The 26,433-nt window shown below is 72.1% G+C and carries 28 protein-coding genes and 1 pseudogene; 13 read left to right on the top strand and 16 right to left on the bottom strand.

What is annotated here, in order from left to right:
- Genes AB0D93_RS09195 through hypE form a run of 3 tightly spaced genes read left to right on the top strand, consistent with a single transcriptional unit; the run spans window position 1 to window position 2,499 of the window.
- Window positions 1-291: a HypC/HybG/HupF family hydrogenase formation chaperone gene (locus AB0D93_RS09195; protein ID WP_362115505.1), complete on the top strand. Its 291-nt coding sequence runs from the start codon at window positions 1-3 to the stop codon at window positions 289-291.
- Window positions 288-1,433 carry a hydrogenase formation protein HypD gene (gene hypD / locus AB0D93_RS09200; protein ID WP_362115508.1) on the top strand — a complete coding sequence of 382 codons (1,146 nt, stop codon included), beginning with the start codon at window positions 288-290 and terminating at the stop codon, window positions 1,431-1,433. Before AB0D93_RS09195 ends, hypD begins: the two co-directional genes overlap by 4 nt.
- Window positions 1,426-2,499, top strand: a complete 1,074-nt coding sequence (gene hypE, locus AB0D93_RS09205; protein ID WP_362115511.1) for a hydrogenase expression/formation protein HypE — start codon at window positions 1,426-1,428, stop codon at window positions 2,497-2,499. Before hypD ends, hypE begins: the two co-directional genes overlap by 8 nt.
- Before the next feature lie 25 nt (window positions 2,500-2,524).
- Here hypE and hypA read toward each other — a convergent pair whose 3' ends face one another.
- From hypA to AB0D93_RS09245, 8 genes are all read right to left on the bottom strand, one after another.
- Window positions 2,525-2,887, bottom strand: coding sequence for a hydrogenase maturation nickel metallochaperone HypA (gene hypA, locus AB0D93_RS09210; protein ID WP_362115514.1), 363 nt, complete (start codon window positions 2,885-2,887; stop codon window positions 2,525-2,527).
- 9 nt (window positions 2,888-2,896) lie between these two features.
- Window positions 2,897-3,085 carry a hypothetical protein gene (locus tag AB0D93_RS09215; RefSeq protein WP_362116254.1) on the bottom strand — a complete coding sequence of 63 codons (189 nt, stop codon included), beginning with the start codon at window positions 3,083-3,085 and terminating at the stop codon, window positions 2,897-2,899.
- Between the two features lie 20 nt (window positions 3,086-3,105).
- On the bottom strand, window positions 3,106-3,312 hold the full coding sequence (locus AB0D93_RS09220) for a hypothetical protein (RefSeq protein WP_362115518.1): 207 nt from the start codon (window positions 3,310-3,312) through the stop codon (window positions 3,106-3,108).
- Between the two features lie 21 nt (window positions 3,313-3,333).
- Window positions 3,334-3,930: a DUF5947 family protein gene (locus AB0D93_RS09225; protein WP_362115521.1), complete on the bottom strand. Its 597-nt coding sequence runs from the start codon at window positions 3,928-3,930 to the stop codon at window positions 3,334-3,336.
- Window positions 3,927-4,481, bottom strand: a complete 555-nt coding sequence (locus AB0D93_RS09230) for a NifU family protein (RefSeq protein WP_362115524.1) — start codon at window positions 4,479-4,481, stop codon at window positions 3,927-3,929. The genes AB0D93_RS09225 and AB0D93_RS09230 overlap by 4 nt, the downstream gene beginning before the upstream one ends.
- Window positions 4,474-6,267, bottom strand: coding sequence for a nickel-dependent hydrogenase large subunit (locus tag AB0D93_RS09235; RefSeq protein WP_362115527.1), 1,794 nt, complete (start codon window positions 6,265-6,267; stop codon window positions 4,474-4,476). Before AB0D93_RS09235 ends, AB0D93_RS09230 begins: the two co-directional genes overlap by 8 nt.
- Before the next feature lie 62 nt (window positions 6,268-6,329).
- Window positions 6,330-7,418 (bottom strand): hydrogenase expression protein HypE, encoded by a 1,089-nt coding sequence (locus AB0D93_RS09240; RefSeq protein ID WP_362115530.1) that lies wholly within the window; start codon window positions 7,416-7,418, stop codon window positions 6,330-6,332.
- Between the two features lie 99 nt (window positions 7,419-7,517).
- Window positions 7,518-9,023, bottom strand: a complete 1,506-nt coding sequence (locus AB0D93_RS09245) for a hypothetical protein (RefSeq protein ID WP_362116257.1) — start codon at window positions 9,021-9,023, stop codon at window positions 7,518-7,520.
- 512 nt (window positions 9,024-9,535) lie between these two features.
- Between AB0D93_RS09245 and AB0D93_RS09250 the strand changes: the two genes are divergently transcribed.
- Complete coding sequence (locus AB0D93_RS09250; protein ID WP_362115533.1) at window positions 9,536-11,110, top strand: hypothetical protein; 1,575 nt, start codon at window positions 9,536-9,538, stop codon at window positions 11,108-11,110.
- Window positions 11,111-11,322: 212 nt separating this feature from the next.
- On the opposite strand, the gene AB0D93_RS09255 is transcribed toward AB0D93_RS09250, so the two are convergent.
- Window positions 11,323-12,399, bottom strand: coding sequence for a class I mannose-6-phosphate isomerase (locus tag AB0D93_RS09255; RefSeq protein ID WP_362115536.1), 1,077 nt, complete (start codon window positions 12,397-12,399; stop codon window positions 11,323-11,325).
- Window position 12,400: 1 nt separating this feature from the next.
- Window positions 12,401-12,814 carry an SRPBCC family protein gene (locus AB0D93_RS09260; protein ID WP_362115539.1) on the bottom strand — a complete coding sequence of 138 codons (414 nt, stop codon included), beginning with the start codon at window positions 12,812-12,814 and terminating at the stop codon, window positions 12,401-12,403.
- Between the two features lie 245 nt (window positions 12,815-13,059).
- Here AB0D93_RS09260 and AB0D93_RS09265 point away from each other — a divergent pair, with 245 nt between their 5' ends.
- Window positions 13,060-14,865 carry an alkaline phosphatase family protein gene (locus tag AB0D93_RS09265; RefSeq protein WP_362115543.1) on the top strand — a complete coding sequence of 602 codons (1,806 nt, stop codon included), beginning with the start codon at window positions 13,060-13,062 and terminating at the stop codon, window positions 14,863-14,865.
- A 166-nt stretch (window positions 14,866-15,031) separates the two neighbouring features.
- Here the strand turns inward: AB0D93_RS09265 and AB0D93_RS09270 are convergent, their stop codons facing one another.
- Both AB0D93_RS09270 and AB0D93_RS09275 read right to left on the bottom strand, forming a co-directional pair.
- Window positions 15,032-15,262: a helix-turn-helix transcriptional regulator gene (locus AB0D93_RS09270; protein ID WP_362115546.1), complete on the bottom strand. Its 231-nt coding sequence runs from the start codon at window positions 15,260-15,262 to the stop codon at window positions 15,032-15,034.
- Window positions 15,263-15,422: 160 nt separating this feature from the next.
- A complete protein-coding gene (locus AB0D93_RS09275) occupies window positions 15,423-15,962 on the bottom strand; it encodes a response regulator transcription factor (protein ID WP_362115549.1) in 540 nt (179 codons plus the stop codon).
- Between AB0D93_RS09275 and AB0D93_RS09280 the strand changes: the two genes are divergently transcribed.
- Window positions 15,949-16,284 carry a hypothetical protein gene (locus AB0D93_RS09280; RefSeq protein ID WP_362115552.1) on the top strand — a complete coding sequence of 112 codons (336 nt, stop codon included), beginning with the start codon at window positions 15,949-15,951 and terminating at the stop codon, window positions 16,282-16,284. The genes AB0D93_RS09275 and AB0D93_RS09280 overlap by 14 nt on opposite strands.
- Window positions 16,285-16,288: 4 nt before the next feature.
- Here the strand turns inward: AB0D93_RS09280 and AB0D93_RS09285 are convergent, their stop codons facing one another.
- Window positions 16,289-17,095: a serine hydrolase gene (locus AB0D93_RS09285; protein WP_362115555.1), complete on the bottom strand. Its 807-nt coding sequence runs from the start codon at window positions 17,093-17,095 to the stop codon at window positions 16,289-16,291.
- A gap of 230 nt (window positions 17,096-17,325) precedes the next feature.
- Here AB0D93_RS09285 and AB0D93_RS09290 point away from each other — a divergent pair, with 230 nt between their 5' ends.
- Both AB0D93_RS09290 and AB0D93_RS09295 read left to right on the top strand, forming a co-directional pair.
- The gene (locus AB0D93_RS09290) at window positions 17,326-18,339 is read left to right on the top strand and encodes a permease (protein ID WP_362115558.1); all 1,014 of its coding nucleotides are present in this window, start codon (window positions 17,326-17,328) and stop codon (window positions 18,337-18,339) included.
- A complete protein-coding gene (locus tag AB0D93_RS09295; RefSeq protein WP_362115561.1) occupies window positions 18,336-19,070 on the top strand; it encodes a TIGR03943 family protein in 735 nt (244 codons plus the stop codon). Before AB0D93_RS09290 ends, AB0D93_RS09295 begins: the two co-directional genes overlap by 4 nt.
- 27 nt (window positions 19,071-19,097) lie before the next feature.
- Here the strand turns inward: AB0D93_RS09295 and AB0D93_RS09300 are convergent.
- Window positions 19,098-19,211: pseudogene (locus AB0D93_RS09300) on the bottom strand (pyridoxamine 5'-phosphate oxidase family protein); the annotation flags it as partial.
- Between the two features lie 454 nt (window positions 19,212-19,665).
- Here AB0D93_RS09300 and AB0D93_RS09305 point away from each other — a divergent pair.
- Window positions 19,666-20,268, top strand: coding sequence for a hypothetical protein (locus tag AB0D93_RS09305; protein WP_362115564.1), 603 nt, complete (start codon window positions 19,666-19,668; stop codon window positions 20,266-20,268).
- 334 nt (window positions 20,269-20,602) lie between these two features.
- Window positions 20,603-21,895, top strand: a complete 1,293-nt coding sequence (locus AB0D93_RS09310) for a hypothetical protein (RefSeq protein ID WP_362115567.1) — start codon at window positions 20,603-20,605, stop codon at window positions 21,893-21,895.
- A 22-nt stretch (window positions 21,896-21,917) separates the two neighbouring features.
- On the opposite strand, the gene AB0D93_RS09315 is transcribed toward AB0D93_RS09310, so the two are convergent.
- Window positions 21,918-22,328 (bottom strand): hypothetical protein, encoded by a 411-nt coding sequence (locus tag AB0D93_RS09315; RefSeq protein ID WP_362115570.1) that lies wholly within the window; start codon window positions 22,326-22,328, stop codon window positions 21,918-21,920.
- A gap of 783 nt (window positions 22,329-23,111) precedes the next feature.
- Here AB0D93_RS09315 and AB0D93_RS09320 point away from each other — a divergent pair.
- A complete protein-coding gene (locus AB0D93_RS09320) occupies window positions 23,112-23,984 on the top strand; it encodes a trypsin-like serine protease (RefSeq protein WP_362115573.1) in 873 nt (290 codons plus the stop codon).
- Window positions 23,985-24,172: 188 nt separating this feature from the next.
- On the opposite strand, the gene AB0D93_RS09325 is transcribed toward AB0D93_RS09320, so the two are convergent.
- The gene (locus AB0D93_RS09325; protein WP_362116260.1) at window positions 24,173-24,439 is read right to left on the bottom strand and encodes a GlsB/YeaQ/YmgE family stress response membrane protein; all 267 of its coding nucleotides are present in this window, start codon (window positions 24,437-24,439) and stop codon (window positions 24,173-24,175) included.
- Window positions 24,440-24,676: 237 nt separating this feature from the next.
- Here AB0D93_RS09325 and AB0D93_RS09330 point away from each other — a divergent pair, with 237 nt between their 5' ends.
- Window positions 24,677-25,831 (top strand): TerD family protein, encoded by a 1,155-nt coding sequence (locus tag AB0D93_RS09330; RefSeq protein ID WP_362115576.1) that lies wholly within the window; start codon window positions 24,677-24,679, stop codon window positions 25,829-25,831.
- A gap of 162 nt (window positions 25,832-25,993) precedes the next feature.
- Window positions 25,994-26,356 (top strand): metalloregulator ArsR/SmtB family transcription factor, encoded by a 363-nt coding sequence (locus AB0D93_RS09335; protein WP_362115579.1) that lies wholly within the window; start codon window positions 25,994-25,996, stop codon window positions 26,354-26,356.
- Window positions 26,357-26,433 lie beyond the last annotated feature (77 nt).

Raw genomic sequence — 26,433 nt, forward strand, 5'->3', positions numbered from 1 at the left:
ATGTGTCTGGCAGTGCCCGGCAAGGTCGTGTCCATCGACCATCGCGCCGATCCCCTGACCGGGCTGATCGACTTCGGAGGAGTACGCAAACAGGCGTGCCTGGAGTACCTGCCCGACGTACGGGTGGGGGAGTACGTCATCGTCCACGTCGGCTTCGCCCTGCAGCGCCTGGACGAGGCGTCGGCGCGGGCGTCCCTGGAGCTGTTCGAGCAACTGGGACTGCTGGAAGAGGAGTTCGGTGACGCCTGGGAGCAGGCGGCCCGGCAGGAGACGGGGAGCGAGGCCCGGTGAAGTACATCGACGAGTTCAACGATCCCGACCTGGCACGCCGGTTGCTGGACGAGATCCACGCCACCGCCACCCGGCCCTGGGCGCTGATGGAGGTGTGTGGTGGCCAGACCCACGCCATCATCCGGCACGGCATCGACCAACTCCTCCCCGACAAGGTGGAGTTGATCCACGGCCCCGGCTGCCCGGTGTGCGTCACGCCGCTCGAGGTCATCGACAAGGCCCTGGAGATCGCGGCCCGGCCCGAGGTGATCTTCTGCTCCTTCGGGGACATGCTGCGGGTGCCCGGCACCGGCCGGGACCTGTTCCGGGTCAAGGGAGAGGGCGGTGACGTACGCGTGGTGTACTCCCCGCTGGACGCCCTCGACCTCGCCCGCAAGAACCCGGACCGGCAGGTCGTGTTCTTCGCCATCGGCTTCGAGACGACCGCCCCCGCCAACGCCATGGCCGTCCACCAGGCCCGCCGCACGGGCCTGGACAACTTCAGCCTGCTGGTCTCCCACGTCCGGGTCCCCCCGGCGATCGAGGCCATCATGACGGCACCTCAGTGCCGGGTGCAGGGCTTCCTCGCCGCCGGGCACGTGTGCAGCGTGATGGGCACCGCCGAGTACCCCGAGCTGGCCGACCGGCACCACGTGCCGATCGTCGTGACCGGGTTCGAGCCGCTGGACATCCTGGAAGGCATCCGCCGGGCCGTCCACCAGCTGGAGCGCGGAGAGCACCGGGTGGAGAACGCCTATCCGCGTGCCGTGCGCGAGCAGGGCAACCCGGCGGCCCTGCGCATGCTGGAGGAGGTCTTCGAGGTCGCCGACCGCAACTGGCGCGGCATCGGCCGCATCCCCGCCAGCGGCTGGCGCCTGGCGGACGCCTTCCGGGACTACGACGCCGAACACCGCTTCGACGTCACCGGCATCCGCACCGAGGAGCCCGCCGTGTGCCGGGCGGGCGAGGTGCTGCAGGGTCTGATCAAGCCCACCGAGTGCGAGGCCTTCGGCACGGCCTGCACCCCGCGCACCCCGCTCGGCGCCACCATGGTCTCCAGCGAGGGCGCCTGCGCGGCCTACTACCTCTACCGCCGGATGACCGACGGCCCGGCACAGCAGGGATCGCGCATCCCGCGGGAGGAGCTGAACACCATTGGCTGACCTGGCAACCGAAGCGGCCGTCGACCCCGCGAACTGGACCTGCCCCGCACCCCTGCGCGACCAGCCGGTCGTCGTGATGGGCCACGGCGGAGGCGGCGCCCTGTCCGCGGAACTGATCGAGCAGGTCTTCGCCCCCGCCTACGGCAACCCCACCCTGGCCGCCCTCACCGACTCGGCCGTGCTGGAGCTGGGCGGGGCCCGGCTGGCCTTCTCCACCGACTCCTACGTCGTCCGACCGTTGTTCTTCCCCGGCGGCAGCCTCGGCGACCTCGCCGTCAACGGCACGGTGAACGACCTGGCGATGAGCGGTGCCCGGCCCGCCTACCTGTCCACCGCCTTCGTCCTGGAGGAGGGCGTGGAACTGGAGGTCGTCGGCCGGATCGCGCGCGCCGTCGGCGCGGCGGCCGAGGCCGCGGGCGTCACCGTCGCCACCGGCGACACCAAGGTGGTCGAGTCCGGGCACGGCGACGGTGTCTACGTCACCACCGCCGGTGTCGGCCTCGTACCCGACGGGGTCGACATCCGCCCGCAGCGTGCCCGGCCGGGCGACGCCGTCCTCGTCAGCGGACCCATCGGGCTGCACGGCGTGGCCATCATGAGCGTGCGCGAGGGCCTGGAGTTCGGCGTCGAGATCGCATCCGACACCGCGCCGCTCGCCGGCCTCGTGGCGGCGATGCTGGCGGTCACCAAGGACCTCCACGTCCTGCGTGACCCGACCCGGGGCGGGCTGGGCGCGTCCCTGAACGAGATCGCCCGAGCCTCCGGCACCGGAGTCCGGCTGCGCGAGCGGGCCGTCCCGGTCCCGGAGGAGGTCCAGAACGCCTGCGGATTCCTGGGCCTGGACCCGCTGTACGTCGCCAACGAGGGCCGGCTCGTCGCCTTCGTGCCGCCGGAGCACGCCGAGGCGGTACTCGCCGCGATGCGGGCGCATCCGCAGGGCAGCGGCGCGGTCCGCATCGGCGAGTGCGTGGCGGAACACCCGGGCATGGTCGTCGTCGCGACCGGTCTGGGCGGCACCCGCGTGGTGGAGCTGCCCCTGGGTGAGCAACTGCCCCGCATCTGCTGAGCCCGGCCCGTCCCCGGACCCGCACTCAGTGCGGGGCCGGGGACGGGACCGGTACGACGTCCGTGATCTCCAGCTCCCGTCCGCTGCGCAGCTCCTGCGAGGGCCGGTCGCAGCGCGGGCACCAGAAGAACGGCGGCATGCCCACCGCGAACTCCTCGGCGCACGGGGCGCAGTAGGCCTGCGCGGCCACCTGCTCGACGACCAGCCGGGCCCCGGCGAGCGCCGTGCCCTCCCGGGCCACCTCGAAGGCGAAGTCCAGGGCGTCGGGCACCACACCCGCCAACTCGCCCACGCGTACGGTCACCGACGAGACACCGTCGGCCCCGTCCGCGCGGGCGATCTCCTCGGCCTGCTCCACGATCGCGGTCGCGATCGACAACTCGTGCACGGCCGCGGATCAGGGGTAGCGGCGCTTCGCGCGCAGGCCACCGGTCATCCGGTAGATACGCAGCTCACGCATGATGCCCGGGAGCTCCTTGACGATCAGGGCCGCCGCCATGCTGCCGACCACCGCGGCCTGGGCCATGAGCAGCTGTCGTCCCGACATCCCCGTCCGCCGGGTCCGTCTTCTGATGCCCACGTTCATTACGCTCACGTCCAGCTCCCTCATCCCGGTGAGATGTTCGGCATGTCCTTGATCAGTGCGTCATGCCGCTTCCAGTGGATACCGGTGGAGCGGCGCGCGTCGGAGCTGCCGTCCTTGTGGTGTCCGGTCTGGTGCTTGTACGGGCCCCTGTTGCCCTGATGCAGTCCGCGCACGTGGGCGGGTGTGTCGGGCTTCGCCTGGGGGCGGCCCACTCGGATGTTGCCCATGTCCGTTCTCCTTCCGGGTCCTCACGACCGCTCGGTCAGCTCCCTGAAGAACTGTTCTACGGCCGGCCAGACCCGGCCGCCACCGGAGAGGCCCCGCCACTCGCGGCGGACCAGGGCGATCATCCGGTAGCAGTCGTCGACCGGCACGATCCAGTGCTCGTCGAGCCCGCGCACGGTGTTCACGAGCAGCGCCTCCACCTCGGGTGCCATGCCGGCGACCTGCGGAAACGTGGCGGCGAGCCGCTGCCAGGCATCCGCGTCCACCTCCCATCGCATGGCCCCGGCCGGGCTCGGCCCCTGCGCGGTGACCGTGCCGTCGGAGCGGGGCACGAAGAACACCAGACCCACGGGGACGCCGAGCACCGACGTGTCGACCGGCGGCAGCCGCAGCCGGCGCCGGGGCACGAGCCGGTAGCGGCCCTCGCCCGCCCCGTCGTCGGCGAACAGCACCGAGCAGGGCCCGCACACGCACCGCACCTCGGCGTCACCCGTGTCGTACAGGTGGGGGTGTTCGGCGGCCAGCCGGGCGGCGCACAGCTCGCAGACCTCGGCCTCCGCCGTCGCCGCTCGGTGGCCCGCGGTGCGGATGACCCGGGCGAGTGCTCCGTCCACCCTCACCGCGCCTCCTCGGGCACGGTCCGGCGCCTGATCGTGCTCAGCGGCACGAACGCCGGTGCCGGCCTGCGCTCGCTCTGCACCGTCTCGACCGAGGTCAGCTCGGGAGCGACCGCCAGCACCGCCGCCCGGACCGCCTCAGCGGCGTCCGACGAGCCGGCACCGCACCCGGACCCGCATCCGCCGCCGGGGGTCAGCCGCACCCGCGCCATCTGTCCGTCGACGCCTGCCCACTCCAGGTCACCGCCGCGCTCGCGCACCGCCGGCCGCAGCCTCTCCACCGCGCGGGCGGCCCTGCGCTCCGGGGACTCCGGGTGGATCCCGTGCAGGACCAGGAGATGGCCGAGCAGCTCGTCGTCGGCGAGCCGCTCCCTCAGCTGCTCGTCGGCGTCGTCCACCACCCGGGCGAGGGCCTCGCCGTAGACCTCGGTCAGCAGCCGCACCGCCTCCAGCGCGGGGCCCGGCGCGGACTCCAGCCCGGCCAGCACCTCGTCCAGCCGGGCGAGCCGTGCTTCCACGGCCGGGTCCGCCAGCCGTACGGCGGCGTCAGGCATGGCTCGCGCCGTACGTCGGCGAGTGCACCGTGGTCAGGGTCTTGCCCTTGCCCATGTACATGTGGACGCCACACGGCAGACAGGGGTCGAAGCTGCGGACCGTGCGCATGATGTCGACGCCCTTGAAGTCGTCGGGCCCGTTCTCCTCGAAGATCGGCTGGCCCTGGACCGCGTCCTCGTACGGGCCCGGGGTGCCGTAGACGTCCCGCGGGCTGGCGTTCCACGGGGTCGGCGGGTACGGGTGGTAGTTGGCGATCTTCTGGTCCCGGATCACCAGGTGGTGGGAGAGGACCCCGCGCACCGCTTCGTGGAAACCGCAGCCGATCGACTCGTCCGGCACCTCGAAGTTCTCGAACACCTTCGTGTCGCCGCTCTTGAGCATCCCCATGGCCTCCTCCAGGAACTGCAGGGCCATGGCGGCGGCGTACGCGATGAAGTACGGCCGGGCGCGGTCCCGTTCGAGGGTGTTGCTCCACTTCGGGATGCGCCACTCCAGGGTCGTCTCCGGCAGCTTCTCGCCCTTGGGCAGGGTGATACGGATACCGCCGCCCGTCGTCTTGACGTACGGCGTGTCGACCAGGCCGCTCAGGGCGGTCGACCACAGCCGGGCCAGCGGACCGCCACCGGTGTCCAGGGCGAGGTGCTCGCCGGTGTCCGGGTGGTACCAGCGCGGGCTCATCACCCAGCTGTAGTTGCCGTCGAAGTCCCGCTTCTGCGGCACCGGGACCGTGGTCTGGTTCCACGGGTGGCGCATGTCCACCGGGTTGCCGAGCGGGTCGTGGGTGACGAACGGGTCCTCGTTGACCCAGTCCTCGTAGAAGGAGCTGCCCAGCATGATGCGCAGCCCGAGGTTGATGTCGATCAGGTTGTTGGTGACCAGCTTGCCGTCCACCACGATGCCCGGGGTGACGTACATCGCCCGGCCCCACTCGTTCATCGTCGCGTAGCGGTAGTCGACGACGTCCGGGTTCTGGAAGGCTCCCCAGCACCCCAGCATGATGCGGCGCTTGCCGACCTCCTCGTAGCCGGGCAGCGCCTCGTAGAAGAAGTCGAAGACGTCGTCGTTCATCGCCACCGCCTTCTTGATGAAGTCGATGACGTGCATCAGACGGCTGAGGTAGTCGGTGAAGGTGTTCGGCTGCGGCATCGTTCCGACCCCGCCCGGGTACAGCGTGGAGGGGTGCACATGCCGCCCCTCCATCAGGCAGAACATCTCCCGCGTGATCCGGCTGACCTTCAGGGCCTCCTTGTAGACCTCGCCCTCGAAGGGGTTGAAGGCCTTCATGATGTCGGCGATGGTGCGGTAGCCGTGGACGTCCCCGCGGGGCGCGTCGGTGCGCTCGGCGCGGGCCAGGACGCCGGGGTTGGTGGCCTTGACCATCGCCTCGCAGAAGTCCACGAAGACCAGGTTGTCCTGGAAGATCGTGTGGTCGAAGATGTACTCCGCCGCCTCGCCGAGGTTGGTGATGTGCTCGGCCAGCTTGGGCGGCTTGACCCCGTACGCCATCTGCTGGGCGTAGTTGGAGCAGGTGGTGTGGTTGTCGCCGCAGATCCCGCAGATCCGCGAGGTGATGAACCCGGCGTCACGCGGGTCCTTGCCCTTCATGAACACCGAATAGCCGCGGAACAGCGACGAGGTGCTGTGGCACTCGACGACTTCCTGGTTGGCGAAGTCGATCTTCGTGTAGATGCCCAGGTTTCCGATGATCCGGGTGATCGGATCCCAGGACATGTCGACGATCTGGGCCGGCTTGCGTTCTGTGGGCCGGGACTCGGTGGTGGTCATCTGCGGTGCTGCCCCTCGCTGTTCGGGTCGGGCGGGTCGGTGGCGGGACGGGGAGGACGGTGTCAGGCACGCCAGTGCGGGTCGTAACCGCTGGTCAGCTTGCGCTTGTTGTGGCGCCACTTGGGCTCGTGGTTCACCACGTCGTTGGTCAGGCCGCGCAGCCGGCGGATGACCGCCCCGTACGGCTTGACGAGCATGGTCGACAGCGTGCCGCCCGGGGGTTCGTCCATGAACGGCATGAAGGCGTCGGGGAAGCTGGGCATGGTGCAGCCGATGCAGATGCCGCCGACGTTCGGGCAGCCGCCGATGCCGGCCATCCAGCCCCGCTTGGGCACGTTGCAGTTGACGACCGGACCCCAACAGCCGACCTTCACCTGGCACTTGGGGGAGTTGTAGTCCCTCGCGAAGTCGGCCTGCTCGTAGTACGCGGCCCGGTCGCAGCCCTCGTGCACGGTCTTCCCGAACAGCCACTGCGGACGCAGCATGTGGTCCAGCGGCGGCGGGGGAGCGGCACCGGCCGCGTGCTGGAGGACCCAGACGAGGGTCTCCATGAAGTTCTCCGGCTGGATGGGGCAGCCGGGCACGTTGACGACGGGAAGCCCCGAGCGTGCCTTGAACTCCCAGCCCAGGTAGTCCGCGAGGCCCATGCAGCCGGTCGGGTTGCCGGCCATGGCGTGGATGCCGCCGAAGGTGGCGCAGGTCCCGGCCGCCACGACCGCCCACGCCTTCGGCGCGAGCTGGTCGATCCACCAGTTCAGCGTCTGGGGCTCGCCGGTGTCGGGATCGTTGCCGAACGACGTCCAGTAGCCGTCGCCCTCGATGATGTTCTGGTTGGGGATCGAGCCCTCGATCACGAGGATGAACGGCTCCAGTTCGCCGCGGGCCGCCGCCCGGTACGGGGCCAGGAAGTCCTCCCCGCCCAGACTCGGCGAGAGCACCTTGTTGACGAGGTTCACCTTCGGCAGCCCCGGGATCAGGCCGAGTACGACGTCCTCGATGGACGGCTGGCCGGCGGCGGTCAGCGACACGGTGTCGCCGTCGCAGCTCATGCCCTCCGAGATCCAGAGGATGGTGATCTCGTCGAATCCCTCCCGCGCCTCGGCCCTGCTGGGCTCGCCGCGGACATCGGTGGTACCGCTCTGTGTGGTCATCGCTGCGACCTCCGTTGGTGCCGGTCTCTGAGTGGGGCGTGGGCTGCCGCGATGTCACGCGACAGTTGCTCGGCCATGCGGTGGTCGTGGGGCGGCGGCTCAGGGGCATCCACCGGAGGGTCCCTCCTGTGGCCGGTCGGCCGGACGCTGCGGCCGTGGGGACGTCGGACCGGGGGACTTCGCCGGGCGGGTCGGCTCCTGCGGGCCCGGCGGGCCGAGCGGTTCGACCTCGTCGGGCCGGAAGTAGTGGAAACGGCCGTACCAGCCGTGGAGTTCGGCGGCCGGGTCACCCTCGACCGTGACCGCCAGGTGGACGCTGCCGTCCACGTCGTGGAAGAGCGCGGCGACCTCGGCGGTCCGCCCGTCCAGGAACATGTCCTGCGCGTCGGCGCCCCGGCCGCGCGGGCGCAGCCGCACGCGGCTGCCGCCGCCGACGGGCACCCCGGCCACGAGCACCGTGTCGGTCGTCGGGGAGAGTCCGTCATCGCCTCCCTCCTGCCACCAGGCGGGCCGTTCGGCGGGCGCGGGCACCGGCGTCAGGGACCGGATGGCGCCGTGCAGCCGGGAGAAGACCTCGGGCGGCATGGTGTCCACCCGGTCGAGGATCCGCGCGGCCCGCGGATCGGTGGCGCGGGCCTCCGCCTTCTCCGCGTCGGTCAGCAACATGGTGCGCAGGGTGAGGATCTCGTCGATCTCCGCGGCGTCGTGCAGATCGCCCGGACTCTCCGGCGCCACCTGGGGCCGGTCCGGAAGGATGATCGGAGCGGAGAGCATGACGGTGCCCGTCGTGCTCTCGCCCGGCGAACCTCCGAGGACGGGAAACGTGAACAGGTTCCGGCAGGCCCGCGCCTCTTCCGCCAGCGCCTCGGGAGGATCGATGAGGGAGACGAACTCCACGCCGTCCCCGCCGAGGAGAGTGTGCGTGGCGATCAGCGCCTGCCGCAGTGCCTCGTCGCGCGGGGCCCGGGGGTCCGGTGCCTCGCCGGTGTTCTCGGTGCGCACCCGCAGGCGGTACAGCTCCTGCGCGAGTGGCTCGGCCACGACCGTCGTCGCGGCGCGCACCTCCCGGCGCCGACGCACCGTGCGCCCCGCACCGCCGGGCAGGGACTCGGACTCTGCGCCCGGCGCCGCGCCCACCGGGGCGGTACGGCCCTCGCGCAGCAACTCCTCCAGCGGCACCACGAGTTCGCTCTCGCGCGGCACCGCCTCCTCGAAGGAGAGGTGGGTGGTGCCGTCGACCGTCCGCAACGACTCGACAGGGCGGTGCAGTCCGTCTCCGACGTTCACCTCGACCTGCTTGTCCTGCATCTGCAGGTACCGCACCCGCACCCGTACGACCGCGTCACGGTGCGGTGCCCGCAGCAGGCACTCGGTCTGCTGGTACCAGGAGTCCGCGGAGCCGGAGATCCCCGGGGCGACCGGCCCGTCCCGCTCCACCCAGTCACGGGGGAGCAGCACGCCGAACTGCCAGCGCACCCGGTTCTTCGCCGAAGAACGGCGGTACGGGTAGAGGAGGTAGCCCTCGTAGAGCACGGCGTCGGCGACCGCACCGATGTCCTCGAAGGCATCGGACGGCACGCGGTCCGTCACAGGAGCGAGTGCCACGCCGCCCTCGCCGGGTCCATCCGACACGCCGCCTCCTCATCACGTTCGCCTCGCACACTCCTTCCACCACGGTCACACCCGTCACGGGTTCTCGCCCCTCCGGCCCACCGCCATTGGGCCGGTCAGGGGACGGCGAGCGGATGCCCGGCCCCGGACCGGTCGCACGGTGGCCGGCCGGACGGTCATGTCGGAACCGGTCACGCCGGTCGCGCGAGGCCCCGGCAGCGGTCGACGAAGTCCAGGACGACCGGACTGCGGTCCTCGGCCGGTGCTCAGGCCACTCCCACCCGTGCCGGGCTCACTGCTCACTCCGGGACGGGCGTGGAAGCGTGCGGCGGACTCGGGGGCGAGGGACCAGGTGGCGTTTTCGTCGGCGTGGTCTTCGGCCGGTACGGCGGTGTGCTTCAAGTCCCCACGGACCCAGCCGTGTTCGGGCCTCTGTCCGGTCGACCTCCCGCGCCGTACACTGCGGGTCCGCAGCCATGGGGGCGCTGCTGACGGGGGGAGCGGTCATGTCCGCAGGTCCGTACGGTCCGAACCAGGGTTTCGCCATGCCACCGGTGCCACCCATGCCGGCGAGTCCACCGCCCGCCCCGCCGGACGCCTGGCGCGCCGCCGCGGTCGCGCTGCTCAACCTGAGCGGTCTCGGCCTGGGGTACGCCCTGCTGCGGCGGTGGGTGCTCGCGGTGGCGTGCTGGGTGGCGACCGGTGTGCTGCTCCTCGTGGCGCTGCCCGCGGACGCCGACGGTGTCCCGGGAGCCGCGCTCGTCGGGTACGCCGTCGTCCTGCTGCTCGCGGCCCTCCACGGCGGTGTCGTAGGCCTGCGCACCCGCCTGTCCCGGCCGGCCCGAGCGCCGCTCGCCCTGCTGCTGGGCGTGCTGCTGCTCGCCGTTCCGGCGGCCGGTGCCCTCTGGTACCAGGACGCCCACGACGAGGCCGTGGAGCAGGCCCTCCTCGACCGCCTGGACAAGGCCGACCACCTGGTGGCGGCCGGCGGCAGCCGGTCCTTCACCGCCGCCGAGTCGGACTACCGGACGGCCCTGGAGGTCTACCGCGACCTCGCGGAGCATCATTCCGGCTCCCGTGCCGCGCGGCGGGTCCCCGACAGCCTGCGGACCTACTACACGACCGTCGCGGCGGCTTACGGCCACCAGGACTACTGCGGCGCGGTCGAGCCGCTGAAGTACCTGCGCACCGTGCCCGACACCATGCCGAAACGTCAGCTCGGCTCGCTGGCACGCTGGCCCGACGACCGGCTCGCGAGCTCCCTGTACGAGTGCGGAGCCCAGCGCCTCACGGCGGGCGGGACGGACTGGGACGCGCGCTTCGGTGACCTGCTGGACACCTTCCCGCGGTCCGAGGCGGCGAGAAGGGTTTCGCCGGCCGTCGACGCCGCCGTGCGGCGGGCGGAGAAGTCCGTCGGCGGAAGCGACCCCTGCACGGCCGTGGAGCGGTTGCGCGACCTGGACACCCGGATCGGCGGACTGTCGAAGTCCTCGGGCGACACGGACGGCACGCTGGCCCGGGCCGCCGAGCGGGCCGGCAGGAGCGGTGACGCGGGGGAGTACGCCTGCGGAGTGCACCAGTACAGGTCCGGCGACTACGGCGCCGCGCGGCAGACCATGGAGCAGTTCGCCGCGGACAACAAGAACGACAGGAACCGGGCCCGGGCCCAGAAGTTCGCCATTGCCGCCGAGGTCGCCCAGACCCTCCCGAAGGCCGGCGAGAACCTGCCCACCACCGCCTCGGGCGGCAGCATCTCCGTCACGGTGAAGAACGACAGCCCGCACGACATCACGGTCCTGTACACCGGGCCGGTCACCGGCAGTTTCACCCTCAAGGGCTGCGGCGGCTGCAAGGCCTACACGCTCGCCGACACCCTGATGGCCGGCTTCAAGCCGTGCAGCGACAGCGGCAGGCACTATCCGCAGCGCACCATCAGCCTTCCGGCGGGCACGACGTACTTCGTGCACAAGCCGAACGGGGGCAGTACCGCGACCCCGGCCTCCGACACGGCCAAGCTGCGGCCGGGCTACATCTACACGGAGTGCGCCTACACGACGCAGACGTTCGGGTCCGGGTACTGAGGCCCAGGTGCTCGCCCGGTCACCGCGATGCGCCCACGACGGTTGCGGCGGTGACCGGCCGGACGAAGGGGCCTGCCCGCAAGGTCCGGGGGCCCTTTCGCCCACCTGGTCGTTCTCCGGACGCTCGCCCTCGGGACCACGGCCGCGCTCCGTCTTCGGGCCCCGCCGGCCTTCGGGTCGCCGGCGCTTCCCGGAGGCGAACAGCCCGTGCGTCACCCCAGGCCCTCCCCGAGGGCGGCGATCGCGGCGGCGCCGTGCCCCGCGGCGGCCAGGGGCGCACGGACGTCGGTCTCGAGATCGGGGACGTAACCGAACAGCACATCGGCGGGCCCGTCCACCCATACCTCCCCGAGCGCGGCCGGCAGCAGCAGGGTCCGGGCGGGATCCAGTTGGCCGGTCCAGCCGCCGGCGGCGACGGTGACCGGAGCGCCGACGTTGCTCAGGACCTGCGCCGTCGCGAAGCCGCGGGTGAGGCGGGCGCCGGCGCCCGCGGTCCAGCGCTCCAGGGCGAAGTAGGGTCCCGCGCACAGGAACGTACTCGTCACGGCGTCGCCGTGCGCGAGGCTCAGCCCCGGCTGGAACTGCGGCCGAGGATCGGGCCGCCACTCCTCCAGCAGCCGCTCGATGTTCGCCGTGCGCTCCCGTTCGTCCAGAGGCGCGCCGTCCTCCATCCGCCAGGGCATGGCGTGCTGCTGGATGTCGGAGGTCTGCTCGATCTCGTAGACCAGCGTCCCCGGCCCGAAACCGTGCAGGGTCCCGCCGGGGACGTACACGGTCTGCCCGGCGCGCACCGGCAGGCGGCGCAGGACCGAGTCGAAGTCCTGCGCGAGCAGCGCCTGGCGCAGCCGGGCCCGGTCGACCCCGGGCCGGGTGCCGACCAGTGCGGTGGCTCCGGCCTTGGCGTCCAGGACGTGCCATGCCTCGGTCTTGCCGTTGGGCGCGCCCTCCAGGCGGCGGCCGGTGGCGTCGTCGGCGTGCAGATGCACGGGCAGGGGCCGCGCGGCGTCGACGAACTTGGTCAGCAGCGGGAAGTGCGGCCCGTGCGGGCGGTGGCCCAGCAGGCCGTCCGCGTGGTCCGCCATGAGCCCGCGCAGGCTCCGCCCGGCGAGCGGGCCCTCGGCGACCGTCGCGCCCTCGCCGTCGACGTCGCTGACCTCCCACGTCTCGGCGACGCGGCCCTCCGGGAGTCCGGTACGGCCCAGCCGGCCGGCGAGGGCCTGCCCGCCGAAGACGTGCTGTTTGACCGGCGTGGTCAGGCGCAGCGGATACCAGACGACCAGGTCGGGCATCTCAGCCGGCCGCGTGGTCGACGCGCATGCGGACCTGTTCCTCCAGGCGCCGCAGACTGCCGTCCAGCGCGCTGAACACCGTCTCCTCGCCGGGATCGTGACCGGCGTCGAAGAACGACAGGTGCACGGTGACCTCGCTGGCCCCGCTGCCGATGCCGGACACCTGCAGCCAGCCGGTGTAGCTGCCCTGCTCCCGTGTGCCCCACTCGAGGCGCATCTGGTCGGGCTGGGCCCGCAGCAGTGCGGGCATGTCCTGGTCGAAGCGGTCCTCGTGCACCGTGACGGCGGGTGGGTCCTCGGCGTCCACGTGCAGGGCGTCCGGGAGCCATGCGTCGAGCTGGCCCATGTTGGCCGCCTGGTCGAAGACCTGCTCGGGCTGTGCGGGCATCGTGCGGGACCATTCGTACTCGGTCATGGTGTACCGCCCCTCCGTTCGGAAGTCGTACTCCGACCGCGTGCCCCTTGTGCGGCGACCGAAAAGTCCGCCACCGCGTGCGTTGCGATCCAGGCCTCGGCGACGCGAACTTGTCTGGTCAAGTTTGGTCGTGGTTCTTCCGCTCGACAGCGACGACCAGTACTCATGTCCCGTTCCTTGCGCACAGTCAGGCCGTGCGGGCTTCACCGTCACGGCATCCTCACCAACGGGACGAGGTACTACGTATGCGACTGCGCTGGAGATCCCTCGGCGGGCTCCTCGCCCTCCTCGGCGCACTGATCGTCGTCGCTCCCGGCCCCGCCCGGGCGGCCGGCAGCAGCGGCAACCTGATCGTCAACGGCGATGCGGAGAGCGGCGGTTACTGCACCGGCGACTGGGCGGCCGCCGACACCGTCCCCGGCTGGACCACCGAGGCCGGCGGTCCGAACGTCATGTGCCACTCCGTCGCCCCCTTCGGGCTGCCCAGCGACGGCAGGACCCCGGGCAAGGCCTTCTTCGGGCCCGGAAACTTCGGCGACGGCGCGATGACGCAGACCGTCGACGTCTCCTCCGCCGCGTCGGCCATCGACGGCGGCGCGGTGCACTACAGCCTCTCCGGCTGGCTCGGCGGCTGGACCACCTACAGCGGCCATGTCGCGGTGAGCCTGCACTTCCACGACGGCGGCGGCCGCCCGATCGGCGCCACCGCCAAGCTGCCCACCGTGTCCGCGAGCGACCGGGGCCTCGCCACCGAGTTCCTCTCGCGCAGCACCACCGGCGCGGTCCCGGCCGGCACCCGGTCCATCCAGGTCGAGGTGCAGTTCCTGTCGACGAGCAGCGAGACCGGCTACCTCGACGACCTCTCCCTCACCCTGGACACACCGGTCGACGCGCCCGCCCCGCTCACCCCGCCGGTCTCCAAGGTCCCCGGTTACGACCACGTGTTCATGGTCATGATGGAGAACACCGACTACTCCGAGGTCATGAACGACCCGGCGGACACGCCGTACATGCACGGCCTCATGAGCCAGGGCGCCACGCTCACCGACTTCCACGGCGTCTACCACCCGAGCGACGAGAACTACCTCGCCGTCGCCGGCGGCGACACCTACGCCAAGGGCGCCACCTACTTCCCCGACATCAACTCGCCCGAGCGCAACCTGGGCGACACCCTGGAGGCGGCCGGCCGGACCTGGAAGGCCTACGAACAGGGCATGGGCACCCCCTGCAACACCAAGAACAACAACGACAGTTACTACGAGCCCGACGACGCCCCCTTCATCAACTACACCGACATCAGCGGCAACGCCTCCCGCTGCGCGGCCCACCTGTTCGACACCACACAGCTGACCACCGACCTGAAGTCCGCGGCCACCACGCCGGACTTCTCCTGGATCGCCGCCGACGACTACTACGACGGCGAGGCCTCCGGCAACGGCAACGCGACCAGCCTCAGGACCCAGGACGGCTGGCTGAAGCAGACCCTCGCGCCGGTCCTGGCCTCCCCGGCCTGGACCCAGCAGCGCTCGCTGCTCATCCTGACGTGGGACGAAAGCCAGAGCGAGGCCTACAACCACATCGCCACCACGCTCGTCGGCTCCCAGGGCACGGTCCCGGCCGGCACCAGCAGCCCGCTCCACTACGACCACTACGGCATCGGCCGCACCATCGAGGAGGCGCTCGGCCTGCCCGGCCTGACCGCCAACGACACCTACGCGACCCCGCTCAACGCCGCGTTCGCGCCGTCCACCGCGACCACCCCGACGCTCACCGGCGACCTGAACGCGGTCGCGAGCGGCGGCAACGTCACCTTCCGCTACTCGGTGCCGTCGGCTTCCCAGGCGAACGCCAAGAACTGGATCGGCATCTACCCGGCGGGCGTCACCCCCGGCAAGCAGTCCTCGCTCACCTGGTCCTACGCCCCGAACGCGAGCGGTGCCCTGACCTTCTCGACCGGCAAACTGGGCGGTGCGGGCACGTACGACGTGTACTACCTCGCCGACGACGGCTACGCGGTCCTGGCCGGCCCCTTCTCCCTGACCGTCGGCTGACCTGACACGCCGGACACCCGGCTCACGCGCCCGGCCCGCTCCTGCGCCGTCTCCACGCGGCCGGCGCGTCGGCCCGTGGTCGTGCTCGAAGCCGTCGCTGAACGGCCCGACCCGGTCGACCGCCCCGGCGGCATCACTCATGCGGCGGGCTCTGTCGTCCCTGGGGTCACAGGCCCAGGGCGATGGCCGTCCGGGTCAGCTCGGCCGTGTTGGTGATGTTGAGCTTGGCCCGGATGCGGCGCAGGTAGGCGTCCACGGTGTGGGTGGACAGGCCCATGTGGCGGGCGGTCTGGAGGTAGGTGCGGCCGGCGGCGATGTGCCGGAGCGTCTCCCGCTCACGCGGAGCCAGCGCGTCGGCGGGGGCTTCGGTGTGCGGCGTGGCGAGAGTGGCGCTCATGGGGCTGTCCTCCGGCGAGGGGTCTGACCGTTTAGGGCGATTTGCCCTTGTTCCTCCAGATTGCTCGCCGGACGTCATGACGGTGTCCGCCGACTGTCACAGGGGTGTCACAGGGACTGGGAAAGGAACGGGAAAGGAACAGGAAAGGGGCGGAAATGGTTTAAACCACTTCCGGTCCTGGTCGACCGTCCGGGTCCCCGGCCAGTCCGGCCCGGTGGGCCAACAGGGCGGCCTGGACCCGGTTTTCGAGACCCAGCCGGGTCAGGATGCGGTTGACCCGGCTCTTCACGGTGGCCTCACTGAGTCCGAGGTCCGCCGCGATCCGCGCGTTGGACAGACCCCGCGCGACCAGGACGAGGACCTGGGTCTCGCGCTCGGTGAGCGCCCCGAGCTCCGGTGCCGGAGCGGTGCCGGGCGCGAGGAGGGCGGGCGGCAGCGCGGTGACGGTGTCGATCAGCCGCCGGGTGACGCTCGGGGCCAGCACGGACTCGCCGTCGGCCGCGCCGCGGATGGCCTCGGCGAGCTGGTCGGGCCGGCTGTTCTTCAGCAGGAAGCCGACGGCCCCGGCACGCAGCGCCGCGTGCACGTACTCGTCCAGGTCGAACGTGGTCAGCACCAGCACCCGCGGCACCGGCCCGGGACCGGGCCAGTCCTGGACGATCCGCCGGGTCGCCTCGACACCTGTCGTGCCCGGCATCATGCTCGTGCCCGCGCACGACTGGAAGGAGTACGGCGCCGCGCACACCGACAAGGCCGCGCCGGCCGCCGTCGAGGGCGGCTACTCACTGGTCCGCCAGGACGCGGAAGGGGTCTCCGCCGCTTTCGACGCCCAGGGGCACGTCCTCGCCACGTCGGACTACTTCACGACGGGCCGGCAGGCCATGGTGGCCCAGGTCCCCGTGCACGGCACCACGACCGTCTACGACCGCACAGAGGACGTGTTCGCCTGGCTCTGCCTGGCCGCGCTCGCCGCGCTCACGGTCACCGCCGTCGTCCGGCCCCGGCGCCCGGGGAGCCGCTGAGCACCTACGCGACGGCCTGCCGCGCCGTCCGCTCCACCAGGGAGATCCCGTCGCTCATCGACGCGCTGCCGTTCGACAGGACGGCGACGAGATAGCGGTGCCCCTTCACGGTGACCTGGCCGACGCTGTTGACGTCCCAGAGGCCGGAGGTGTTGCGCTGGAGCCAGCCGTTCTTCAGCGCCCGCGGGGTTCCCGATCCGCCGGCCGCCGAGACTCCCCAGGTCTGCTCGGGGACGACCTTGCTCATGAGGGAGCGCAGGTACGACCGCGAGTCCGCGTTCAGCGCGGAGGAGCCGGACTTCGTGTCGCCGTCGAACACGGCCCTGAGCAGTCGTATCTGGTCGGTCGCCGTGGTCCGCGTCAGCCCCCACTTGACGCCGGGCCCGCCCGTCGTCGAGGTCAGCCCGAGCCGCTTGTTGGCCGCGGCCAGACCGGAGGCCTGGCCGATCTGCCGCCAGAGCGCGTTGGCCGCCGTGTTGTCGCTGCGTTCGATCATCGGCTCGGCGTGTCCACGCTCCCCGGCCGTGAGCTGCCGTCCGGCGTCCTGGGCCCGCAGCAGCAGCGCCGCGAGGATGTCGACCTTGACGATGCTGGCGGTGTCGTACGCGCTGTCCTTCCCGTGCACCACGGGGGTGCGGCCGGCTCCGTCCAGATCGAGCACGGCGGCCGTGGCGTGCGGGGAGGCGGCCGGGGCGGAGGCCGCCGCGGCCGGTGCCGGGTGGAGCGCGCCCAGGGAGACGAGGGCGGCGACCGAGGTCAGCAGGGCGCCGGCCCGGGTGCGTACGGCGGTGGGGGAGGGGTGAGACGGCATGGGCCCGAACGTAAACAAAACCTGCGCCGGCCGACGTGGCAGCCGTCACCTTCGAGCCTGTGGGCGGCGAATTGTGAGAAGAGCCACCGACGCCACCAATGGGACGCATTGCGCCGCGCGGACCGGTCATGCGGCGGCGTGTACGCGCGGCCGGATCGAGGGCCTCGCCTATCGTCGGCCAGACACCGACATCCGGAGTGATGATGGAAAAAACGGATGAATTGGTTGGTGTGGCCGAGGGCGTAGCGGTCGCATCCGTCGGTTCGCCGCCCGTGCGCCGCATCCGGCCGTGGCCGCTCGGCGCCGCCCTGGCGATCGCGGCGGGCGCCGCGCTCGTGTTCGTCATCGACGGCACCCAGTGGCTGGAGCAGCCGGCCGTCCAGGCCTGGCGCACGGTGTGCCTCGCCATCACCGTCCAGGCACTCCCCTTCCTGCTCCTCGGCACGGCCCTGTCCGGGGCCATCAACGCCTTCGTGCCGGCCGACCTGTTCACCAGGGTCCTGCCCGAGCGGGCCGCCCTCGCCGTGCCGGTCGCCGGGCTCGCGGGCGCGGTGCTGCCGGGCTGCGAGTGCGCCTCCGTGCCGGTCGCCAACAGCCTGATCCGGCGCGGTGTCACCCCGGCCGCCGCCTTCGCCTTCCTGCTCTCCGCGCCCGCCGTCAACCCCGTCGTGCTGACCGCCACCGCCGTCGCCTTCCCGGGCGACCCCGCGATGGTCGCCGCCCGGCTGCTCGCCTCCCTCGCCACGGCGGCCGTGATGGGCTGGCTGTGGCTCTGGCTGGGCAAGGAGGAGTGGTTGCGGCCGGTCCTGCGGCACCGGCACACCGGCCACGAGCACGGCGGCAGCCGCTGGAACGAGTTCCGGCTCGGCTTCCAGCACGACTTCCTGCACGCGGGCGGCTTCCTGGTGCTGGGTGCCATGGCCGCGGCCACCTTCAACGTCGCCGTCCCGCGCGCCGTCCTCGACACCTTCTCCGGCTCCCCCTGGCTCTCGGTGCTCTTCCTGGCCGGGCTCGCCGTGCTGCTGGCGGTCTGTTCGGAGGCCGACGCGTTCGTCGCCGCCTCGCTCTCCGGGTTCGCCCCGACCGCGCGGCTCGCGTTCATGGTGGTCGGCCCCATGGTGGACCTGAAGCTGATCGCCCTGCAGGCGGGCACCTTCGGACGGGCCTTCGCCTGGCGGTTCTCCACGGTCACCACCGTCGTGGCGGTCGCCGCGAGTGTCCTGTGCGGAGGCGCCCTGCTGTGAGACGTCCCGTCCAGACCCTGCTCCTGACCCTCACCGGCATCGGTCTGCTGCACTCGGCCCTCTTCACCGACACCTACCTGCGCTACGTCAAGGCCGGTCTGCGAGCGCCGCTGATCGCCTCCGGCGTCGTGCTGCTGTTGCTCGCCGTGGCCGCCGCTGCCGTCGGGGGCGAACAGCGGCCCGTCGCCCACGACGACCACGGGCACGGTCACGACCACTCCGGCGCCCCGCGCATCGCCTGGCTGCTGTTCCTCCCGGCGGTCAGCCTGCTCCTCTACGCCCCGCCGGCCCTGGGCGCCTACACGGCGGCACGCTCGAACACCCAGTCCGTCGCGGTGCAGAAGGGGTTCGCTCCACTGCCCCCGACCACACCGCTGCCCCTGACCCTCACCGACTTCACCAAGCGCGTCCAACAGGACCGCAGCCGGGCCATCAAGAACCGGGTCGTCCAGCTCACCGGCTTCGTCACCCCGGCCGAGGACAACGACGGCTGGTATCTGACCCGCATCATCTTCACGTGCTGCGCCGCGGACTCGCAGACCGTCAAGATCCGCGTGTACGGCACCGAGGCGCCACCCGAGAACACCTGGCTCGCGGTGACCGGCACCTGGCACCCCCGGGGCAGCCTCGGCACGAAGACCGCCCAGGCGGCCCTCGACGTCCAGGAGACCCGCGCCATCGCCCAGCCGGTGAACGCCTACACCGACGACCTGCCACTCACGCCGTCCTAGCCGCCCTGCTCGAACGTCCCCGTGACGCGTGCGGATGACGAGGCCGCAGCCGTCCAGCACTGGACTGACCGGGCGGACGGCCGGCAGCGCCCGGCGGGTGCGGACGATCGGGCCCAGGGACGCACCGCCCGGCAGCCGCAGTGCCTCGGCCGGGTCGAGGTCGGTGCGCCGGCACGCCGTTACGGATCACGGCCGGCCTCTCCGCGGATGGCCTGGCTCTCCTCACCCGCCCCGGTCCCGTGCGCGCCGCCGTACGCGGGTGACGGAGCGGCACCGCGGGGGAGGCGATGCCGCTCCTGGTTCCCACGGTCGTCCATCCCGGGCCGCCCGCCCAGTGCCCTTCGGCCCTCCCGGCCGGGCCGGACGTCCCGATTCCGCCCGTCGCCGGGTGCACGGCGCAAGGTGATCGCGCTCCTGCACCGCACTCAGACCGCCATCGCCCGGATTGAGGTGCACGATGGTGGGGTGACACCCGACGGCCGGGTCCGGGACACCGCCCCGAGCCGCACGCCGCCCGCCCGGCGCGATCCCGGCCGGCGGGGGGTACGTGTACTGGGTGCGGCGAACCGCCGGTGCGCGAGAGGAGGCGGTGACGATGAACCGGACACCTCCCACGACGGTCACGCACGTACGTCTGTGGCGCTGGCGGCGCAATCCGCTCAGGCGCCACAGCGACCTCGTCGAGGCCTGGATCGTCCTGCTGACGTGGGTGCTCGCCGTCCTCGGCGGCGCCGTCGCCGGTCTCGCCGCGGCACAGACCGCGGGCGCGGCCTTCTCGGCCCGGCAGGCCCAGGTGCACGCCGTGTCCGCCGTGCTGACCGACAGCGCGGTGCGGACCCCGGCCAACGGCACCGGTTACGACGACGGGCGGGTGTGGGCCACCGTGCGCTGGACGGACGCGCACGGCGCCGTGCACACCGACCGGGCGAAGGTCCAGCCGGGCGCTCCCGCCGGATCCCAGGTGACGGTGTGGACCAACCGCGCGGGCCGGGTGGTCTCCGCGCCCGTCACCGGTGCCGCGGCGGACCTGCAGGCCGCTCTCACCGGCGCCCTGGTCGCCCCGTCGGCCGGAGCGGCGGTCTGGGGCGCGGGATGGGTGGTCCGCACCCGGCTGATCCGGCGGCGCATGGCCGAGTGGGACGAGGAGTGGAAGCAGATCGGCCCCCGCTGGGGGAACCTCAGCGGCGGACGGGGCTGAACCACCCCACCGGTGGGCCCACAACCCCGTGCGGGCCGGGGCGGACGACGGCAGGACGACGGGGCGAGGAGGAGGGGGCGCGGCAGGAGGGCGGGAAGGGCCATCCACTTCTCGCGGATCCGGATTGCGCGGTGCACGGCTCCCAGCCGCTTCCCCGCGTCTGTTCTCGGTCCTTCCCGCCAGTACCAGCACACCACGGAAACCGTCGGCCCACCAGGCCCGGCACACCACCGTTCGGGTGTCCGTGCAACCTCTGGGGGCCTCCGGATGTCCAGTACATGACCAGCCGGCCGCAGGCCGGATCATGTGCTGTACCCCCGAGGAGACTCCCATCGTGCGCTCAGCCCTCCGTCCCGCGGCGACCTGCGTGGCCGCCACCGCGATCGGCCTCGGCTTCCCCCTGCTCGCCGCGCCCGTGGCGCACGCGGAGGAACCCGCCCCCGACCTGGTGGTCTCGACGCTGCCGACGGCCGCTCCTAAGCCGGGCGAGGTGTACGACCAGTCCGTCACCATCACCAACAAGGGAACGGCGGCCGCGGACGGAGTGGCCTTCCGGATCCGGCTGACCCGTGGCCTCGACTTCCCGGCGCACGCCGACGGGTGTACCTACTCGACCGACGGCGCGGGGATCAGGCAGGCGCTGTGCGAGCTGCACACGGTCGTCCAGCCCGGCGCCTCCCTCACCACGCCCGTGCGGTTCAAGGCGCTGTCCAAGGCACTGATGGAGTCCGTGGAGTACGGCACGAGCCCCACCGGCGAGGCGCCCGGCGAGGGTTTCGACGACAGCTACCGGCGTCTGACCCTGACCGCGGACAGCACGGCCGACCTCGTGGCGCAGGGAGACCTGGCCGAGGGCGAGCCGGGCAGCGAGGTGACCGTCACGGCGACGCTGCGCAACGACGGTCCCGGCTGGATCCAGAACCAGGACAGCGACGACCAGCCGGCCCTGATGGTACGGATCCCGAAGGGCACCACCGCCGTCGAAGTACCCGAGGAATGCGAGCCGTTCGGGATCGACGGCCCGACCGGTCCCTCGGAGCCGGGTCACTCCGCCTACGTCTGCGCGCCCGGCGACCACACCATCGAGGTCGACCAGTCCCTCGACTACACGTTCGTCCTGCGGATCGGCAGGACCGCACAGGACACCCGGGGCGCGGTGACGGTCAGTTCCGTGTACGGCATCCACCCCGTGTTCGACACGAACGTGGCCGACGACACGGCGTACCTGAACGTCGACGTGACCGGCGACGGCGACCCGGGCACGAGCACCTCCGGCGGCAGCACGGCGGGCGGGGACTCCGGCGGCGGCTCCGGGACGGGCGGCCAGGGGAACGACCCGCACGGCCAGTCGACCGGCGGCTCGGGCACGACAGGCGCAACAGGCGCAACAGGCGCGACGGGTACCTCGGGTACGTCGGGTACCTCGGGTACGTCGGGTACCTCGGGTACGCCCGGTGGCTCCGGCTCGACGTCGGGTGTGTCGGCGGCGGGCGGTTCCGGCACCGGTGGCAGCCTCGCCGCCACGGGCAGCGACGGCACACCCGTCCTGGTCGCGGGTGCGGTGGCCGCCACGGCGGTCGGCGGGCTGGTGCTGGTCGCCGTACGCCGCCGGACCGCGGGGAAGTGAGCCCGGCTCCCGGCACCAACCCTTAGGCCTTGCGCAGCACGACGAGGAGCACCAGCAGCACGGTGGCGCCGGCGGTCGTACCGTGGGCGACCACGGCCGTGAGCGGGAAGTGCCGTTCGGCCGTGGCGTCCCCGTGGGAGTGGCGTCCGGAACTGGGCAGCCAGCGCAGCAGCATCATGAACCCGAACGTGGCCACGATCAGCACCACGGCGCACGCGGCCCAGGCCGAACTCCGTACGCCTCCCACCACATAGGCGGTCCAGGCGCCGAGCCCTGCCACGGCGAGCGCCACATGGCCGAGCACGAGCCACAGCGGCAGCCGCGTCACACCGGGCGTGCGCTGCCGCAGCCCACCGTGCCGGACCCACACCGTGGCGAGGTACCCGCCGAGCCCGGCGGTCAGCAGCCACGCGCACAGTACGAAGACACTCATACGTCCCGATCCCCCCCCAGTCCTGGTACGGCCGGGCCCTGTTGACGGCGTCAGGGCTGCCTGGGCCAGCACACCGCACAGAGCAGGAGGAGTCCGGACATCCATCCGTTGATTCACCCGTAGGGATGAAAAGTGACGTGGCTGGCCCCACAGCCGCTCGGAACGGTGCAACAGCACGCCGTTCAGGCCACCGTCTCTTCCCGCACGGGCGCAACGGCCGGCGCCGACGCCTTGAGCGCCGGGATCAACCGGGTGAGCCGCTCGCGCCGCCCAGCCCAGACCGGCGGCCACCTGGGGCGGTACGGGGGTCGCGGGTGGGGTGCCGTCGTAGCGGAGCAACTCGCCGTGGAAGGCGGGTCGGCCCCGCGCCCCAGGGTCCGCCACAGGGCGACGGCCTCGTCCAGCGGGGCGAAGCGGCGGGCCCGGCACCTCGGACAGGTCGTAGAGAGGCCGCCGAAGCGGCCGGGGAGCCCGCGCGCCCCCGGAACTCCTCGGCCCCCGCGGGAACGTCTACCGCCTCACACTGCGCCCGCGGGGCCTCGCCCCGCGCATCGGCAGTCCCGCCGAGGGGACCCGGCGCATCCTGGCCCCCCGGCCACCTGCCCGAGCTGCGTGACGAACTCAGCCGCTGCTCCTACGGCCGAGCTGCGGCTGATGACGGCCGCGACGACCAAGGCCCGCGCCGGCCCGCAGCCGTCTTGTCCCGGACGCTCCCGCCCACTTGAATGCTCCTACCTCCCACAGGAGAACACCTGTCCCACACACCGAGTGAAGGGGTTCTTCTTGTCCGCTCCACGCATCACCGCCGTCATCGCCGCCGCGTGTGCCACCGTGCTCGCCGCCGCGCTGCCCTCTTCCGCGATCAACTCCTACAACGCCACGCCCGCGCCCGAACGCACCGAGGTCGGCGCGCTCGTGGCCACCTGGGACGACGACAACGACCCGGCGACCCCGGACCGCGTCGACTGGGTGTGTTCCGGCACGATGATCGACAGGGACACCTTCCTGACCGCGGCGCACTGCACCAGCGACTGGCCGGCCGGCGTCCGCTTCTACGTCTCGCTCGACCAGGACGTCCAGGCCGGACTCGACGCCGCCGCGAAGCGGCACCCGGGCGACCCGGCAGCCGAGGCCGACGCCGTCGGCGTCGAAGGCACCGCACACACCCACCCCGGCTATCCGGGCCCCGCCTCGGACCCGCACGACATGGCGGTCATCGAACTGCCCGGGTCAAAGGTCGCCGCCCGCTGGTCGTTCACTCCCGCCACCCTTCCGACGGAGAACGAACTGGACGCTCTCGCTCCGCGGGGCCTGAATTCCACCGACTGGTTCGTCGCCGGGTACGGCACCCAGGAGGCGGTCAACGGCCCCGGCGGTCAGACCCATCCCGGCGGAGGGGTCCGCATGAAGGCACCGGTGACCTTCAACGCGCTCGACAAGGCCTGGGTCCGGCTCGGCATGACGGCTCCCCAGGGCAACGGCGGTGCCTGCTACGGCGACTCCGGCGGGCCCAACTTCGCGGTCCTCGACGGCAGGAACGTCCTCGCCGCCACGACCATCACCGGCGACACGCCCTGCTACGCCACGAACGTGACCTACCGTCTCGACACCCCTGGCGCCCGGGCCTTCCTCGCACCGTTCGTGACGCTGCCGTAGCACCCAACAGCCCGTCGCACCCAGCTGGTTGACCGGGCGCCGGAACCAGGAACGACCGCACCAGCGGTACCGCGGGCTCCGGCGCCCGCTTCTGCTCGCACCCGGCGGCCGACGTCTCGGTGATGTCAGCGCATCGCCACCGGGCCGCACCGCCCCTGCGGCGTCGCGGTGTCCGGCGGCTTCGGGCGTCAGTCGCGGGAGTTGCCGAACAGGATGCGGTAACCGATGAGCAGCACCAGGGAGCCGGCGATCGCAGAGCCCCAGGTGTAGAGGTCGAAGAAGTGCTTCTCCACCGGGCGGTCGAGGAAGCGGGCGGAGAGCCAGCCGCCGACGAAGGCGCCCGCGATGCCGATGAGGGTGGTGCCGATCAGGCCGCCGGGGTCGCGGCCGGGCAGCAGCACCTTGGCGATGCCTCCGGCGAGCAGACCGAGCAGGATCCAGCCGATGATGCCCACGGTGTTGTCCTCCAGTCGGGTCGGGATCCGCGTGCGTTCGGCCCGACACGTGGTGTGCGTGTTCACGCAAGCCTAGGGCGTGGTCCGGACGGCCCGGCAAGGGGTGTTGGCCTCTGGAGACGACCCGTCGCGGTTCCGGTACATGATTAAGACATTGCGCAATCGGGGAACCGATACGCGTCCAGAGACGTTGATCAAGATGGACGCGGTGAGTACGAGCGGCTGCGGAGGACGTGGATGAGTGTGTCCCTGACCCGGGGCGGCAATGTGTCGCTGAGCAAGCAGGCCCCCGGTCTGACTGCTGTGACGGTCGGGCTGGGCTGGCAGGCGGACGCCGGGTACGACCCGGACGCCGGCGCGTTGTTGTGCGACGCGTCGGGCAAGGTGCTGTCCGACGAGCATTTCGTCTTCTTCAACAACCTGACCAGCCCCGGCGGTTCGGTCCGCCACTGCGGCGCGGGCGGTCAGGTCGACGGCGACGACCAGCGGATCCAGATCGACCTGACCAGGGTCCCGGACCGGGTGGAGAAGGTCGTCTTCACCGTGTCCCTCTACGAGGGCGCAAGCCGGGGCCAGGCCTTCGGCCAGGTGCGGCGGGCGCACATCCGCGTCCTGGACCAGGACAACGGCACCGAACTGGCTCGCTACGACCTGGCGGGCGGCGGCCTGTCGACCGAGACCGCGCTGGTCTTCGGCGAGTTGTACCGGCACGGCGCAGAGTGGAAGTTCCGCGCGGTCGGTCAGGGCTACGCCTCGGGACTCGCCGGCATCGCGACCGACTACGGCGTCTCCGTGCTGCAGGAGGCCTCGCCGAGCCGGACGCCGGACCCGGCCGTGGCCCCGCTCACCGCACCGCGGACGCACCCGGACGTGCGGGTGCCGCCGATCGCGCCGAAGGCGCCGGTCGCCACCCCGCCGGCGCCGGCATTCACCACACCCCCGCAACCCATCGGGAGCTCCACCGTGACCTGCTTCTTCGACCCCAACCACGGCCCGGGCACGGCGACCGTGACCTGGTCCCCGCAGTGGGGCGTGCCCCGGCCCGTCCAGACCTGCGGCGCGTGCGCGCAGCGTGTGCAGACCACGGTGCCGCCGTTCTACACGCCGCCTCAGCAGGGCTATCCGCAGCAGAGCTATCCCCAGCAGGGCTACCCGCAGCCCGTGCCGCAGGGCTATCCGCAGCAGGGCTATCCGCAGCAGGGCTATCCCCAGCAGGGGTACGGCCAGCCGTACGCGGACCACGACCATCACCATGAGGGCGGCGGCCGTCGCTTCGGCGCCGGCGCGCTCATCGGGGCCGGTGCGGCAGGCCTCATCGGCGGCGCCCTGCTCAACGAGGCGTTCGACGACGACGAGCCGGACGTCGAGGTCAACAACTTCTACGAGGACTGACCCCCGACGAGGATCTGGTTCTCCGCCCGCCGGGCGGGCATCGCCCGGTCCTCGCAACCGGTGGCCGGGCTGCCCAGGAGGCGCCCGCCCGCCGGTGCCGGACCCCTACACTGTGTGGGCGCATGTGCCTGTGCTGTGACGGGGCGGGGAGGGGAAAGGGCTGTGACGGAGCACGCCGCCAGCTTCGAGGATCCGCCCGCCGACGTGCTGGCGGAAGCCGCCGCGGCGTTCGGTCTGCTCGCCTCCTCCGCCCGGCTGCACCTGATGTGGGCCCTGTCGCAGGGGGAGAGCGATGTCACGCACCTTGCCGACCGGGTGGGCGGAGCGCTTCCCGCTGTCAGCCAGCACCTGGCGAAACTGAAGCTCGCCGGTCTGGTCCGCTCCCGTCGCGAGGGCCGGCGCCAGGTCTACTACATCGACGACCCCGACGTCCTGTCCTTGGTCCGGGTGATGGTGGGGCAGCTGACCGCCCGTTCGCGGAACGCCTCCACTCCTGCCCGTGACCTGCGCAGGATCGGCGGCTGAGACCGGCGCGCGGTCTCTTCCATATGGCGCTCTTATACAGGGCGCGTAGACTCCCGCTCCCATACGGCCCTCGGTCC

Origin of the sequence: Streptomyces sp. NPDC048191 (assembly GCF_040652655.1) — a bacterium.
In the GTDB taxonomy this organism is placed as follows: Bacteria; Actinomycetota; Actinomycetes; order Streptomycetales; family Streptomycetaceae; genus Streptomyces.

Excerpts from the sequence above, each read along its gene's own strand:
- AB0D93_RS09275 (WP_362115549.1), bottom strand. The coding sequence starts at position 15,962 with ATGATGCCGGGCACGACAGGTGTCGAGGCGACCCGGCGGATCGTCCAG.
- AB0D93_RS09220 (WP_362115518.1), bottom strand. The coding sequence starts at position 3,312 with ATGGGCAACATCCGAGTGGGCCGCCCCCAGGCGAAGCCCGACACACCC.
- AB0D93_RS09230 (WP_362115524.1), bottom strand. The coding sequence starts at position 4,481 with ATGCCTGACGCCGCCGTACGGCTGGCGGACCCGGCCGTGGAAGCACGG.
- AB0D93_RS09240 (WP_362115530.1), bottom strand. The coding sequence starts at position 7,418 with ATGACCACACAGAGCGGTACCACCGATGTCCGCGGCGAGCCCAGCAGG.
- AB0D93_RS09285 (WP_362115555.1), bottom strand. The coding sequence starts at position 17,095 with ATGCCGTCTCACCCCTCCCCCACCGCCGTACGCACCCGGGCCGGCGCC.
- AB0D93_RS09260 (WP_362115539.1), bottom strand. The coding sequence starts at position 12,814 with ATGACCGAGTACGAATGGTCCCGCACGATGCCCGCACAGCCCGAGCAG.
- AB0D93_RS09265 (WP_362115543.1), top strand. The coding sequence starts at position 13,060 with ATGCGACTGCGCTGGAGATCCCTCGGCGGGCTCCTCGCCCTCCTCGGC.
- AB0D93_RS09255 (WP_362115536.1), bottom strand. The coding sequence starts at position 12,399 with ATGCCCGACCTGGTCGTCTGGTATCCGCTGCGCCTGACCACGCCGGTC.
- AB0D93_RS09305 (WP_362115564.1), top strand. The coding sequence starts at position 19,666 with ATGAACCGGACACCTCCCACGACGGTCACGCACGTACGTCTGTGGCGC.
- AB0D93_RS09195 (WP_362115505.1), top strand. The coding sequence starts at position 1 with ATGTGTCTGGCAGTGCCCGGCAAGGTCGTGTCCATCGACCATCGCGCC.
- AB0D93_RS09330 (WP_362115576.1), top strand. The coding sequence starts at position 24,677 with ATGAGTGTGTCCCTGACCCGGGGCGGCAATGTGTCGCTGAGCAAGCAG.
- AB0D93_RS09235 (WP_362115527.1), bottom strand. The coding sequence starts at position 6,267 with ATGACCACCACCGAGTCCCGGCCCACAGAACGCAAGCCGGCCCAGATC.
- AB0D93_RS09270 (WP_362115546.1), bottom strand. The coding sequence starts at position 15,262 with ATGAGCGCCACTCTCGCCACGCCGCACACCGAAGCCCCCGCCGACGCG.
- AB0D93_RS09315 (WP_362115570.1), bottom strand. The coding sequence starts at position 22,328 with ATGAGTGTCTTCGTACTGTGCGCGTGGCTGCTGACCGCCGGGCTCGGC.
- AB0D93_RS09215 (WP_362116254.1), bottom strand. The coding sequence starts at position 3,085 with ATGAACGTGGGCATCAGAAGACGGACCCGGCGGACGGGGATGTCGGGA.
- AB0D93_RS09250 (WP_362115533.1), top strand. The coding sequence starts at position 9,536 with ATGTCCGCAGGTCCGTACGGTCCGAACCAGGGTTTCGCCATGCCACCG.